Genomic DNA, 12,278 nt, shown 5'->3' on the forward strand with positions numbered 1-12,278 from the left:
ACGTGAGAGCACTTAGATTAAAGGAGACTATTCTCCTTTAATCTTGAGTGAATTAAGCGTTATTGTTGTTGCAACACACTGAACTCTTTCTTAGAGACGAAACCGTCTTTGTTGCTGTCCAAGTCATTAAAGATAGTCGCTAATGTTGTATCAATGCTAGCCTCTTTGGCACTAAGCATATTGTCTTCGTTGACATCTAATGCTGCGAAAATATCCGTAGCGGCCACTGTGCCCATTGAAGTCATGGCAATTGCTAAAGCGATAATAGGTTTTCTCATTTGTTTCTCCTCATTATTAAAAGTATGTCGGTTGTTCATCTAGACGCTAATACTATTCGAACCGCTCGACTAATTTTCAAGCTCACTTGCACTTAGGTAACCATCCTTGTTGACATCTAGTTCGGTAAATACTGATGACAGCGCAGCATCCGCAGACGCTTCTTCTAAGCTAATACGTCCATCATTATCAGTATCTAATGCTTCCAGTATGTCGTCTTGCGCTATGACACTCGCAGAGGCAAGAACAAGGCTAGTTGCAACAATTAACTTTTTCATTTTGTCGATTCCTTATGGCTAAATAATGTAGCTAGGTTTTCGTTTTTTGCCGCATTTTTGAGTCTATTTAAGCTTATCTTTAGCTTACTGAGCGACAATGCTAAATCATTCATCGCAAACGAGGACAGGCAAGCCTCTGTGCAGCGCTAGCGTGAATATAATCTAGCTATTTCATAGATTATGCCAATTCGTAAAATCATATAAATTTCAAACACTTAAGTGTGATGTGACGTGTTACCAACGAAATGGAAAAAAGGGATGACTAAATTATTGTGCTCATACGGTTACACAAAAGGCAGGAGTTATTAAAAAGTTATTTAAAACAGTAGGTTACATCGAAGCAAATGCGCTACGCGTAGCCTAAAAGCGACAAAATGAAAAAGGATCCGCGGTGCGAAATGCTGGCTACCAAACCGCGCATTTCATCACACCGTTTATTACATTGTGTCCTACAAAGCAACGTCACATAAGGAAACAAGCGCGAAGCGAACATTGACGCCTATCGTTTAGGTAAGTTGCTGATCCACATCGTTTGATAGGGAGCCAACTCTATGCTGCAATCAGTTGCATAAATTGGCTGCTTGGTAATGAGATCGATCCATTCATCCGTGCCTACTAAGTTTATGTCACTTAGGTGGACCTCTTGTATCTCATCACATATGTTACTTAGGCAAAATATACTTTGACGCCTATCGATGCTTTGCCGCCAAAAACCAAAGATCTTGCTGCCTAATTGCAGGGTAAATTGAGTCGCATTCGGATGAAAAGCGACTTGCTGTCGACGAATAGTGAGTAAGTCACCCATTGCATTCAATACACGATGGTGTTGAGAGTAAGGGGAGTCTAGTTGCTCTTTTAACGTATCATACTGCCATTTGTGGCGATTTATCGCGCGATTATGACTGGTGTTCTTGACACGTTCATAGTCGTTGCTTGTGGCTAGCAAGCTATGAATATAAATGCCTGGTATTCCTTCCAGTCCCAACATGATGGCATGGGCACACATGAAGCGTTGGAAGCCCCATTTGTCTGTTCCTTTGGTAGTGCCTTGCAGCGCATCATATAAGGCTATATTAATTTCATAGGCCTTCTGTTGCCCATTTTCTGACGCTCGCCAAGATATTCTGCCGCCAAAGTTTTGCATTGTATTAACCAAAACGGTGAGTTCTTCATCTTCTAATAACCCTTCAGCGGGGCGCAGACCTATGCCATCGTGGGAGGCAATAAAGTTAAAATATGTTGTACCATTTTGAGCCGGCGGCATGCTCATTAACCAAGACTTAAGGTAATGGCAATCCCCTGTAATCAGTGTGTTTACCAATAACGGAGGCAGTGAGAAATTGTATATGGCATGTGCTTCATTTGCATTTCCCAAGTATGCGAGGTTCTCGCGATTTGGAATATTGGTTTCGGTAATGATAATGGCGTCAGGTTGAGCGTATTCAATTAATGTACGCAGTAATCGCACTGCTTCGTGGGTTTGCTCTAAGTTTATGCAACTCGTACCAATTTTTTTCCATAAAAATGCGACAGCATCCAACCTGAAAATGCGTACACCGTTATCTAGATACTGGCGAATAATAGACACAAAGGTTTGCAGTACTTTGGGATTACGAAAATCAAAATCGACTTGATCGTGACTAAAGGTACACCAAACGTGTTCAATACCCTTGGCTGTTTCGGTCTCTCGAAGTAGTGGAGAAATGCGAGGTCGAACAACATTCGATAAGTCTTCATCTGGACTAGCGGTGAAGAAAAAGTCGCTGCCAGGGCCTTCACCCTTGACGAAATTATCGAACCAAGCACTTCGCGAAGAACAGTGATTAATGACGACATCTGACATTAATCTAAAGTCTGATGCGATGCGTTTTATATCATCCCAATCCCCTAATGATTCATTGACGCTCGAATAATCGATCACTGAAAAACCATCATCTGAACTGTAAGGGAAAAACGGCAATATATGCACACTGTTTATATTCTTAGCGCAGCAGTCGGTTAAAAACGTGTGAAGCGTACTCAGCGGTTTTTCTCCTGGCGATTCGATTGAATCGCCATACGTTATCAATACCGCATCTTCCTGCGTCCAATTGTTATGGTGTCGCAATGGGGGAGTGATTTGCACATTCTCTTTAAAGCCCATGGTATCGAGCAATTGATGCGCTATCTCTTGATAGGATTGAGCTAATTCGATGTCGTTGTAAATCACAGCTAAGTGATGTTCGACTAACTCAGTTAATTGGTTATAGGTACTTTGCATTACTTCACCATTTATTTTTATTGTTCTAAAGAGATTATTTACACTCGTTGTAATCTTGCTCAACGGCATCTTTTAGTCGCTCGAGTACATTGGGCATTGCGCTTACGACACGGTTCCAACTTGGGATGAAAGGTGTTTCCATTGGGTTATCTAAGAAGCTTTCGCCAGCTTTCATAATATTTTGAGCAAATAATTCAACGGCTTTTTCTTCATTATGAATATCAAGATTTAGCCCGTTCATGACGGCGTCGTTATGGTAGGTTTCGACGAAGTCTAACGCGATGCGATAATAGGTTGCTTTGATTGAGCGGAATGTTTCCATGTTAAAAGTTTCACCTTGAGTGGCAAGCTTTCTAAACATAGCTTTGGTGATATCGATAGACATTTTAGACAAGCCGCCAGCATCATTGTCTGCAGACAAATCCTGATGCTTATGGTCGTAGGTTTTCGCGATGTCAGCTTGGCACAAACGATTACTGGAATAGTTGCGATGCATTTCTGACAACACACCAATTTCAAGCCCCCAATCACTAGGAATACGAATGTCATTCAGCACATCTCGCCTAAATGAGAATTCTCCGGCAAGGGGGTAGCGAAAACTATCCATAAACTCCAAATAGTCTGTATTGCCGATGACGCGTTTTAATGCGCGAAGCATAGGTGTAACGAGTAGCCGAGATACACGACCGTTGATTTTACCGTTAGCAACCCGAGCGTAGTAGCCCTTACAAAATTCATAGTTAAACTGAGGGTTGGCAACAGGGTAGATAAGTCGTGCAAGTAGACTTCTATCATAAGTGAGAATGTCACAATCATGGAGGGCAACAGATTCAGCAGTCCCAGTAGCTAAAATGTAACCCATGCAATACCAAACGTTTCGACCTTTACCTAGTTCTTTAGGGGCAAGCCCCAGCTCAGATAATTCATTATCGAGTGCTTTTAAACGCGGTCCGTCATTCCATAGGATTCGGTGGTTTTGGCCAAGATTATCGAAAAAACCTAACGCATGCTTATATTGCTCTTTGTCCGCTCGGTCGAGACCAATGACGACTTGAGACAAATAGGGGACTTTGGATATCTCCGATACAATATGTGGCAAAGCTTCGCCTTCTAGTTCTGAAAACAGCGAAGGCAAAATGAGGGCCATTGGGCGTCTGCGTGCAAAGCTAACTAATTCTTTCTCTAAATCTTCTACAGGTCGCTCAGATAGATTATGTAAGGTGGTAACTATGCCATTTTGATAAAAGTCAGCCATGATGATTCCTTTAGTTCTAGGATAAAAAGTAAATATTAATTAATGATAGGGATGATGAATCACTACGCTTCATTAATTAAAATTTTGGTTAAGCACTCGCTCCATCCAGATGGACCATATTGCGTGCTATCGTAAATATTCTCTGTTCGGGTAAGGGGAGGGTAAGCATGAGATTGTGATTTAATGCGTACAGCTATGTCACTGGCTTCAAGCATAGCGACATCGTTGCCACTGTCTCCTAATGCGATACTCAAGGTAGCTTTATGCCCCATTGATGTTTGAAACGCTCGCACTAGCCATTGTAGTGCTTGGCCTTTATCACAGTTTCCGGAAACGCCTAAAAAGCGCCCTCCTTGTAATACTGTAGCGCCAAGTTGCTGCAGTTGGGTGACAAATTGCGTTTTACGCTCAGGGGATCCAATCCACTTGACGGGTTCACTAAACATTCGTGAATTTGCCAGTTGTGCATGGCACTCATTTAACCCTGTATGTTCCATTATCTGTTCTGTACTCATAGTGGAAAATTGCAAAAATTCGTCTTTAAATTCATCTGAGAGTTCATCAATAAGCGCTAGCCAATGCTCACGAGGCTGAGCAAACGCTTTAACCCAAAACCCGTCACTGTCTGATGTATCATTAGGTTGATTTTGAAAGACATGTTTAGGCACGTATACCGCCGCTCCGTTTTCAACGATAAATGGACCGTTGAGTTGCAAGTCTCCCATCAACGAATCTAGCTCAGCTTTGGTCTTACTCGTAGTGGGGATCACAGGAATATGTCTACCCCTTAATGTATCGAGCATATTAAGTGCTGGCGCATAACCATAATCATGGTGATCAAGCAATGTGCCATCCATGTCAGTAAATACGAGTAGTTGTTTAAGCATGGGAACCTCTGTTGTGTTGTGCGGTTATTCTGCGCTGTTCGTTCAGGGTAAATACCACATCGCACTTGGCCGGTAATGTACAAAGCCCATGCTCTGTTAGCCTCTGATAATATTGAATAAAGGCTAAAACTTGAGCGTCACTCATTACGCGGCTACCGACAATAGTGTCGTTTGCAGCGAGCGCCTGACGTAACTTCTGTTCTTGCTCTAAACGCCAGCTGTAAACACAATCAAACGAGGGCGCTTTTAGCATAACCCAATAATCCATAGTGGCATACAAAGGGGCATAATATTTGGCGAGTTGTGTATTTACGAACCTGCGCCAAACGCCCGTTTCGTCTTGATCTAGTTCAAGTTTGTTAATTGGCTTGTCAAGTTCACGTTCTTCCTGAGATTCAACTCCCCAGCACCAGCCTTCAAAAATAACGACATCAACTGGTGCACTGACATGTTGCCAATGTTCTTTCGGTGCAGGATTATCTGTGCCTTTGTCAAATCGCGGTATAGCGACAGGCTTATGCTGTTGAAGCGCTGAAATTACATCGGACGCGAGATTCATATCATGGGTCCCTGGTACCCCTCTGGTCGTAAACAGAGGATGAACTTTAATCGCAATTGCATTGCGCTGAGATTGATCTAAATAAAAGTCGTCTAGAGACATCACCACGACGTTTAAATTATGCTCTTGTTCCAAGTAATCACAAATAAATGCTGATAACGTCGATTTTCCGGAGCCTTGGCAACCGTTAATGCCTAAGAAATAGGGCGCGTCTGCACCGCTTTGGTGCTTTGCGATATTCTTCGCAAGGGGGATGTACCATTTTCTTGCATCATGTAAAAATTCCTTACTTAACTGATGTTTATCAGCAAATTCGGTTAACATATAAACGCTATCTCCCTTGTTGTGCACCAATATTGTTGTTCGTTTACTAGAAACAAATCCTCATCACACCATTATCTAATCAACTTACATGCCAATCACTCTAAACGCCTGTGAACTAAGTTAAGTCATGCCAATTGCGTGGAGCTTGAGCGTTGTCGTTACGCCTTACTTGGTTAATTAATAAAAGATATGGGGGGAAGCATTCAGCACGGGGACGATACATATTTACACACAACTATTTGTTAGCATTTTATCGCGACGAATAGCCTTGGCGCCCTAAAGTATGGTAAAAATAACCGTGGTTTAACTCCGAGCCTTCATACCTACCTCATAAGACAGGGTGTGCTGGCCGCGGATAGCATTTAAACGAATGTTATTCGCCAGGGTTGCGAGAGAAATCGGACAGCCTCCCCGCAAGTGTCACAGCAAACATGCGTGACGACTTCAATTTGGAAAGGTGTTAGTGAATATGTTGCAAGATAAGTTCGGTCGTCGATTTCATTATCTGCGGCTGTCGATTACAGATGTGTGTAATTTCAGTTGTGAATACTGTTTGCCTGATGGCTATCAGTGCGATACACCGAGAGACTTTTTGTCTTTGAATGAAATTAAACGCATTGCCAGTGCATTCGCACAGTTAGGCACCAGTAAAATTCGTATTACAGGCGGCGAGCCTTCATTACGTAAAGATCTGCCGCAAGCCATTCGTGCCTGCGCATCTACCCCAGGCATTGATCAGGTCGCCATTACCACCAATGGCTACAAATTACCTGAGCATATTGATAGCTGGGTTGATGCTGGGCTCACATCAATGAATATCAGTATTGATAGCTTAGACCCTCGTATGTTTGCCTCTATAACTGGGCATGACAAACTAGATGTGATCCTGCGCGGAATCGATCGAGCCTTAGAACGGGGGGTAACGGTTAAAGTTAACGCTGTGCTGATGCGTCATTTTAACCAGCATGAATTGTCTTCATTTTTACAGTGGATTAAAACAACGCCAGTCACCTTACGCTTTATCGAGTTGATGCAAACGGGTGACAATCAAGTGTTCTTCGATCGAAATCATACCTCCGGAATGCCCATAAAAGAACAGCTTACTTCAGATGGTTGGCAGCAAATTATTCGAGATAAAGCGGCGGGGCCAGCACAAGAATTTTCTCATCCTGATTATGCAGGGCGAATAGGGCTTATCATGCCTTACAGCAAAGATTTTTGCGCCAGCTGTAATCGCCTGCGCATTTCTGCTTTAGGTAAACTTCACCTATGTTTATTTAGTGAGCACGGTCTTGATATTCGAGAGTATATAACTGATGACGATACCCATCGCCTGCAGGAAGAGCTAACAGTACTGTTAGGGGGTAAAAAATCGACACACTTTTTGCACGATGGCTACACTGGCGCGACTAAACACCTTGCGATGCTTGGTGGTTAGCCAAAATTGCAGTCCGATGGAAGTATTGCGCGCAATATAACCTCAATTAAAGAAAACAATTGATTTAATCTCAATGACTTAAGCAAATGAATAGAACAACTGCTGTGGCTGGCGAAGCTGCCGATTTGACTATATGCACAGATAAGCGCACCGGTGATCAGATGAACAAATCCAACGTGCTAGGCTTGGTGTTAGCGGGGGGGTTGTCGACTCGAATGGGACAAGACAAAAGTCGCCTTTGCTTGCGTTCGACTAATCAATCGCTCGTTGAGCATGCGCATAATTTGCTGTCGAACGTTTGTAATGGACGAGTCATCGTAAGTGGCAAGGGGGCTGAACAGATACAGGATGTATATCCTGAATGTGGTCCGCTAGCGGGTATTCATGCTGGCTTCATGTATGCTATCAATCAGCATTCTCAAGGTGTTAAACCTGCTACAGCAGAGCAGTTCAGTGCCTTATTAGTCACGCCCGTTGATATGCCAAGTTTAACCGCTCAAACGTTGACCTTATTGATTGAAAACGCGCAAAAAAACAGCAGTTTGGCGTACTTTGAAGGTTTCAACCTGCCACTTTACGTGCCTTTACACAGAAGTATCTTCCAGTATCTAGCGCGTGTATTACAAGATAGGTCGGCATTGTCTATTTTCCGAATGCTTGAGATGAATCACGGGCACGCAATATCTATTCCCGACACAGTGAATATGGATGAGTTTATTAATGTTAATTCACCTAAGCAGTGGCATAAATTAAATACGAATTCAGTGAATATTTGAAAAATGCTTATGCCGAAAGAGTATCTATAGTCAAATGATTGAAGCAACATTAGCTCATAAAACGTAGTCGTTAATCATGACTGGAATAAAGAACAGACCGAGAGAAAAACAACCTATGACACATACTTCAAGTAATAAGCACGTAGCTCTGAATATAGCCGTGCTTACTGTTTCGGACACAAGGGATGAAGAAACTGATACATCAGGAGCTTATCTGGTAAGCGCGTTAGAGGCTGACGGACATAGATTAGTTGAAAAGTGCATCGTAAAAGATGATAAATACCAACTTAGAGCCACTGTCTCAAACTGGATAGCATCAACACAAGTGCAAGTTGTGTTAGTTACCGGGGGAACAGGCTTTACAGCACGTGATACTACACCTGAAGCGCTATCGGTTTTATTCGATAAGGAAATTGAAGGTTTCGGTGAGTTATTTAGATATATTTCTTATAACGAAATTGGCACCTCGACTGTGCAGTCTCGTGCGCTAGGAGGCATGGCCAACGGCACAGCAATATTTTGTATGCCAGGGTCGACGGGAGCGTGTCGCACTGCGTGGAAGGGAATATTGCAAGAACAACTCAATGCTGCTCATCGGCCTTGTAATTTTATTGTTCATTTAAAAGCGAGCGAGGCGGCGCCTTGTGATAGTCGAGGTTAGGTTATGACACAGGAAAAGACCTTATCCCATGTTAATCAACATGGTGAAGCAAATATGGTAGATGTAACAGATAAATCTGTTACACAAAGGGTGGCCCACGCAGAAGGCTATGTGTTGATGTCACCACAAACCTTATCACTAATAGAAAATCAGCAGCACGCTAAGGGTGACGTATTTGCTGTTGCGCGTATCGCGGGCATTCAGGGGGCAAAGAAGTGCAGTGATTTAATTCCTTTATGTCACCCGCTTATGTTAACAAAAGTACAAATAGATTTTGCCACCCTTGAAGATGAAAGCGGCATTAGAATTAGCGCGATGTGTAAATTAGCTGGTCAGACAGGCGTTGAAATGGAAGCGCTAACCGCTGTTTCTGTGGCGGCGTTAACCCTGTTTGATATGTGTAAGGCTGTTGATCCATCAATGACGATAAATGGAATTCAGGTTATTGAAAAGCACGGCGGTAAAACAGGCCACTGGCAGAGAAAAGAGGCGCAAGTATCATGATCCAAGTGTTATTTTTTGGCCAGTTGAAAGACCAAGTCAACACGCCTTCTGTCAAAGTTGATGAGGTCGCTACACGTGTTGCCGAACTAAAAAAAATCCTCGGGTCTATGCACCCTCATTGGCGACCGTATCTGTCGAACCACTCTACTTTGGTCGCGGTTAATCAGACTATCGGCGATGACGAAACACCGCTTAGCGACGGCGATGAAGTTGCCTTTTTTCCACCTGTTACCGGAGGGTGATCTAGTGCAAGATGTGATTGAGGTGCAAACTGAAGACTTTGATCAAGGTGCACTCTATGATGCACTCAGGCATGATAGCCTTGCAAATGGTGCCATTGTGACCTTCAGTGGGCTAGTAAGGGACTTTAACCAAGGACATGAAGTTGGCGATTTGTTCTTAGAGCACTATCCCGCGATGACGAAAGTCAGTTTGCTAAATATAGTAAGCGCCGCTCGTGCTCGTTGGCATTTCGGTAAAGTCATTCTTATTCACAGAGTGGGGAGACTCGCACAGGGTGAGCAGATTGTTTTTGTTGGCTTAACGTCAGCTCACCGTAAGGACGCCTTTGACGGGGTGCAGTTTATTATGGATTATCTCAAGACCGAGGCACCGTTTTGGAAGAAAGAGTCCACCTCTGAAGGAGATAAATGGGTAGCAGCGAGTGCGTGCGATACCCAAGCGCGTCTAAAGTGGGATAAACGTGATGAAAGGTAAAGCAGCATTTAGGGCCGCATTGTTATGTTTATTAGGAGTGTGTATGCCAGTATTTGCTCATGCTGAGGTAAAGGTTGCGGTTGCCGCTAATTTTAAACCCACATTAGTCACCCTAATTGAAGAATATACACGATTACACCCTAAGGCAGACATCAGTGTTTCAAGTGCTTCTACGGGGGTACTTTATGCTCAAATTAACCGAGGTGCTCCTTTCGATATATTTCTATCCGCTGACAGTGACCGTCCAAAGCGACTTGAAAAAAAAGGGCTCGTTGAGACCAATACTCGAAAAAACTACGCTTTGGGGCAGTTAGTCCTCTGGCGCAAAGGGTTTACTTCGGTAAACGCTGAATCGCTTAATACCTTAACGGGTAAACTTGCCATTGCTAATCCAAAGCTTGCCCCTTTTGGCCAAGCGGCAAAACAAGCACTGCACAAATTAGGAAAGTATGCGGCACTACAATCGCGCATTGTATTGGGTAATAATGTGTCACAAACCGCTCACTATGTGCAGTCTGGCGCGGCAGAAGCAGGCTTTATCGCGCTCAGTCAAGTAATAAAAAACAGTGGGCAAAGCAAAGATTATTGGCTTTTGCCCAGCCATTTATATTCACCAATAAACCAACAAATGGTTGTTCTAAAGCAATCGGGGCGGTCAGCGGCTGAAACACGAGAAGTGATGGCATTTCACCATTTTATATTAAGTGATACGGGGCGAAGCATCATTACAAACAGTGGTTATCAAAGTAGTGAAATGCAATCTATTCCTAGAGTAAAACCGGATGCTCAGTGATCTCTTTGCAAATGAAATTTGGCTTGCGACCTTACTGACACTTAAGCTAGCGACATCGACAACTTTAATTTTACTGATTATTTCAATTCCACTGGGTTGGTGGCTTAGCCAATCGAGTAACCGATTAAAACCCGCTATTGAAGCATGCATTACAATTCCGCTCGTGTTACCGCCTACTGTGCTTGGTTTTTATCTATTAGTGTTATTTTCACCGCAACACCCTTTAGGGGCTGCTTGGGTTTCGATGTTTGATGCAACCCTAGTGTTCTCGTTTTACGGATTGCTTTTCGGCTCTATTTTATACAGTTTGCCATTTATGGTTCAGCCGATCCGTGACGCGTTTATTAAAATTGATAAAGATTTATTAGATGCCAGTCGTACATTAGGTGCGAATCGGCTTCAAACCTTTAGATGGATTATATTGCCGTTAAGTAAGCATGGAATAACGACAGGCTGCATATTGGCGTTTGCACATACCATAGGTGAATTTGGTGTAGTGTTGCTGATAGGGGGCAATATAGAAAGTGAAACGCGAGTCTTGTCTATCTTACTGTATGATCTAATAGAAACAAATCAGATGGAGGAGGCTAATCAAGTCGCAACGGTATTGGTGTGTTTCGCGTTTACTGTTCTTTTGACCCTTAGTCTGGTTAGAAAAAGAGAAAATACTACGCTTTTGTGAGCTTTCTGTGATGTTATTCAGCGAACATAGGCGTACCTGAGCTAACTTACAGTAGGGTCTATTTTGAAGCGCATAATATTACTGTCCTTTAGCCTCTTTTTTATTTGTAAAACAAACATCATCCAAGCATCTGAATCAGGTGTTATTCACCTAACATCTGAAGGGAAAAATACCACTTTGTTAGAAGTGTTTTCTTCCCAAGGTTGCAGCAGTTGTCCTCCAGCGCAAAGGTGGGTGAATAAATTTTTAGACGACCCCAATGTGTGGCACACCCTTGTACCAGCGGTTTTTCATGTTGATTATTGGGACGATCTTGGTTGGGCTGATCCATTTGCTTCAAAGGCATTTAGCCAACGACAACGACACTATAAACGCACTGGCAATGTGCAGTCAGTTTACACGCCGGCTTTTGTGGTAGAAAGTAGAGAATGGAAAGGTTGGTTTAGTGGTAAGCCTATACCCTACATTCATTCACATCATAAGGGACAATTAGCGGTAACAATACAAGACGCTTCTATCGATATAGCATACTCGCTCACGGACATAGGAACAAATACGACTAGCGCGCCAATGCGGTATTACAACGTAGCGCTACTTGGCTTAGGTGTGACCACTTTAGTCAAACGCGGGGAGAACAAAGGCAAAGCGCTGGAAGAAAATTTTATTGTGCTTGAACACCAGCAAATTGAAGACAGCGGAGCGCCTTTTATTCAAATTCCAATATTCAAAACGGATATAGATGCCAAAGGTTTCGCTGTTGCTGTGTGGGTAACAGACTCAGATTTGACCCCTTTGCAAGTTGTTGCAGGCGAGGTACCAAATAACTGGGTCGTTAAAAAATAGAACAGTTTGTACTGAAAAGGCCAAG

At 43.1% G+C, this 12,278-nt stretch carries 15 protein-coding genes and 1 riboswitch; of the genes, 9 read left to right on the forward strand and 6 right to left on the reverse strand.

The genetic code is table 11. The annotated features are described in order from the left end of the window. Window positions 1-59: 59 nt before the first annotated feature. The 6 genes from FX988_RS02025 to FX988_RS02050 form a co-directional block, all read right to left on the reverse strand. Window positions 60-278 carry a calcium-binding protein gene (locus tag FX988_RS02025; RefSeq protein ID WP_160178109.1) on the reverse strand — a complete coding sequence of 73 codons (219 nt, stop codon included), beginning with the start codon at window positions 276-278 and terminating at the stop codon, window positions 60-62. Window positions 279-347: 69 nt separating this feature from the next. Then, window positions 348-554, reverse strand: a complete 207-nt coding sequence (locus FX988_RS02030; RefSeq protein ID WP_160178110.1) for an EF-hand domain-containing protein — start codon at window positions 552-554, stop codon at window positions 348-350. A 499-nt stretch (window positions 555-1,053) separates the two neighbouring features. Then, window positions 1,054-2,814, reverse strand: a complete 1,761-nt coding sequence (locus FX988_RS02035; protein WP_201751624.1) for a sugar phosphorylase — start codon at window positions 2,812-2,814, stop codon at window positions 1,054-1,056. A gap of 34 nt (window positions 2,815-2,848) precedes the next feature. Next, window positions 2,849-4,069 (reverse strand): glycosyl transferase, encoded by a 1,221-nt coding sequence (locus FX988_RS02040; protein ID WP_160178111.1) that lies wholly within the window; start codon window positions 4,067-4,069, stop codon window positions 2,849-2,851. Between the two features lie 62 nt (window positions 4,070-4,131). Then, on the reverse strand, window positions 4,132-4,956 hold the full coding sequence (locus tag FX988_RS02045) for an HAD-IIB family hydrolase (protein ID WP_160178112.1): 825 nt from the start codon (window positions 4,954-4,956) through the stop codon (window positions 4,132-4,134). Further along, window positions 4,949-5,839 carry a kinase gene (locus FX988_RS02050; protein WP_160178113.1) on the reverse strand — a complete coding sequence of 297 codons (891 nt, stop codon included), beginning with the start codon at window positions 5,837-5,839 and terminating at the stop codon, window positions 4,949-4,951. The genes FX988_RS02045 and FX988_RS02050 overlap by 8 nt, the downstream gene beginning before the upstream one ends. Before the next feature lie 295 nt (window positions 5,840-6,134). Continuing rightward, a riboswitch (molybdenum cofactor riboswitch) is annotated at window positions 6,135-6,315 on the forward strand. Here FX988_RS02050 and moaA point away from each other — a divergent pair. The 9 genes from moaA to FX988_RS02095 all read left to right on the forward strand — a co-directional run bounded on the left by moaA (window position 6,309) and on the right by FX988_RS02095 (window position 12,253). Then, entirely contained in the window at window positions 6,309-7,277 is a 969-nt protein-coding gene (gene moaA / locus FX988_RS02055; RefSeq protein ID WP_160178114.1) for a GTP 3',8-cyclase MoaA, read from the forward strand. It overlaps the preceding riboswitch by 7 nt. Before the next feature lie 86 nt (window positions 7,278-7,363). Next, a complete protein-coding gene (locus FX988_RS02060; RefSeq protein WP_160178115.1) occupies window positions 7,364-8,053 on the forward strand; it encodes a molybdenum cofactor guanylyltransferase in 690 nt (229 codons plus the stop codon). Between the two features lie 115 nt (window positions 8,054-8,168). Next, window positions 8,169-8,714: a molybdenum cofactor biosynthesis protein B gene (gene moaB, locus FX988_RS02065; RefSeq protein WP_160178116.1), complete on the forward strand. Its 546-nt coding sequence runs from the start codon at window positions 8,169-8,171 to the stop codon at window positions 8,712-8,714. Between the two features lie 3 nt (window positions 8,715-8,717). After that, entirely contained in the window at window positions 8,718-9,218 is a 501-nt protein-coding gene (moaC, locus tag FX988_RS02070; RefSeq protein ID WP_160178117.1) for a cyclic pyranopterin monophosphate synthase MoaC, read from the forward strand. Further along, window positions 9,215-9,460: a molybdopterin converting factor subunit 1 gene (gene moaD, locus FX988_RS02075; protein WP_160178118.1), complete on the forward strand. Its 246-nt coding sequence runs from the start codon at window positions 9,215-9,217 to the stop codon at window positions 9,458-9,460. Before moaC ends, moaD begins: the two co-directional genes overlap by 4 nt. A gap of 4 nt (window positions 9,461-9,464) precedes the next feature. Next, on the forward strand, window positions 9,465-9,935 hold the full coding sequence (moaE, locus tag FX988_RS02080; protein WP_160178119.1) for a molybdopterin synthase catalytic subunit MoaE: 471 nt from the start codon (window positions 9,465-9,467) through the stop codon (window positions 9,933-9,935). Between the two features lie 43 nt (window positions 9,936-9,978). Continuing rightward, a complete protein-coding gene (modA, locus tag FX988_RS02085) occupies window positions 9,979-10,728 on the forward strand; it encodes a molybdate ABC transporter substrate-binding protein (RefSeq protein ID WP_160178120.1) in 750 nt (249 codons plus the stop codon). Continuing rightward, window positions 10,718-11,410 (forward strand): molybdate ABC transporter permease subunit, encoded by a 693-nt coding sequence (gene modB, locus FX988_RS02090; protein WP_160178121.1) that lies wholly within the window; start codon window positions 10,718-10,720, stop codon window positions 11,408-11,410. Before modA ends, modB begins: the two co-directional genes overlap by 11 nt. Before the next feature lie 63 nt (window positions 11,411-11,473). Continuing rightward, a complete protein-coding gene (locus tag FX988_RS02095; protein ID WP_160178122.1) occupies window positions 11,474-12,253 on the forward strand; it encodes a DUF1223 domain-containing protein in 780 nt (259 codons plus the stop codon). Window positions 12,254-12,278: the final 25 nt, after the last annotated feature.

Source organism: Paraglaciecola mesophila (assembly GCF_009906955.1).
GTDB lineage: Bacteria > Pseudomonadota > Gammaproteobacteria > Enterobacterales > Alteromonadaceae > Paraglaciecola > Paraglaciecola mesophila_A.

Bases quoted from the DNA above. Each gene is read 5' to 3' on its own strand.
- FX988_RS02025 (WP_160178109.1), bottom strand. From the start codon at position 278: ATGAGAAAACCTATTATCGCTTTAGCAATTGCCATGACTTCAATGGGC.
- FX988_RS02030 (WP_160178110.1), bottom strand. From the start codon at position 554: ATGAAAAAGTTAATTGTTGCAACTAGCCTTGTTCTTGCCTCTGCGAGT.
- FX988_RS02035 (WP_201751624.1), bottom strand. From the start codon at position 2,814: ATGCAAAGTACCTATAACCAATTAACTGAGTTAGTCGAACATCACTTA.
- FX988_RS02040 (WP_160178111.1), bottom strand. From the start codon at position 4,069: ATGGCTGACTTTTATCAAAATGGCATAGTTACCACCTTACATAATCTA.
- FX988_RS02045 (WP_160178112.1), bottom strand. From the start codon at position 4,956: ATGCTTAAACAACTACTCGTATTTACTGACATGGATGGCACATTGCTT.
- FX988_RS02050 (WP_160178113.1), bottom strand. From the start codon at position 5,839: ATGTTAACCGAATTTGCTGATAAACATCAGTTAAGTAAGGAATTTTTA.
- moaA (WP_160178114.1), top strand. From the start codon at position 6,309: ATGTTGCAAGATAAGTTCGGTCGTCGATTTCATTATCTGCGGCTGTCG.
- FX988_RS02060 (WP_160178115.1), top strand. From the start codon at position 7,364: ATGAATAGAACAACTGCTGTGGCTGGCGAAGCTGCCGATTTGACTATA.
- moaB (WP_160178116.1), top strand. From the start codon at position 8,169: ATGACACATACTTCAAGTAATAAGCACGTAGCTCTGAATATAGCCGTG.
- moaC (WP_160178117.1), top strand. From the start codon at position 8,718: ATGACACAGGAAAAGACCTTATCCCATGTTAATCAACATGGTGAAGCA.
- moaD (WP_160178118.1), top strand. From the start codon at position 9,215: ATGATCCAAGTGTTATTTTTTGGCCAGTTGAAAGACCAAGTCAACACG.
- modA (WP_160178120.1), top strand. From the start codon at position 9,979: ATGCCAGTATTTGCTCATGCTGAGGTAAAGGTTGCGGTTGCCGCTAAT.
- modB (WP_160178121.1), top strand. From the start codon at position 10,718: ATGCTCAGTGATCTCTTTGCAAATGAAATTTGGCTTGCGACCTTACTG.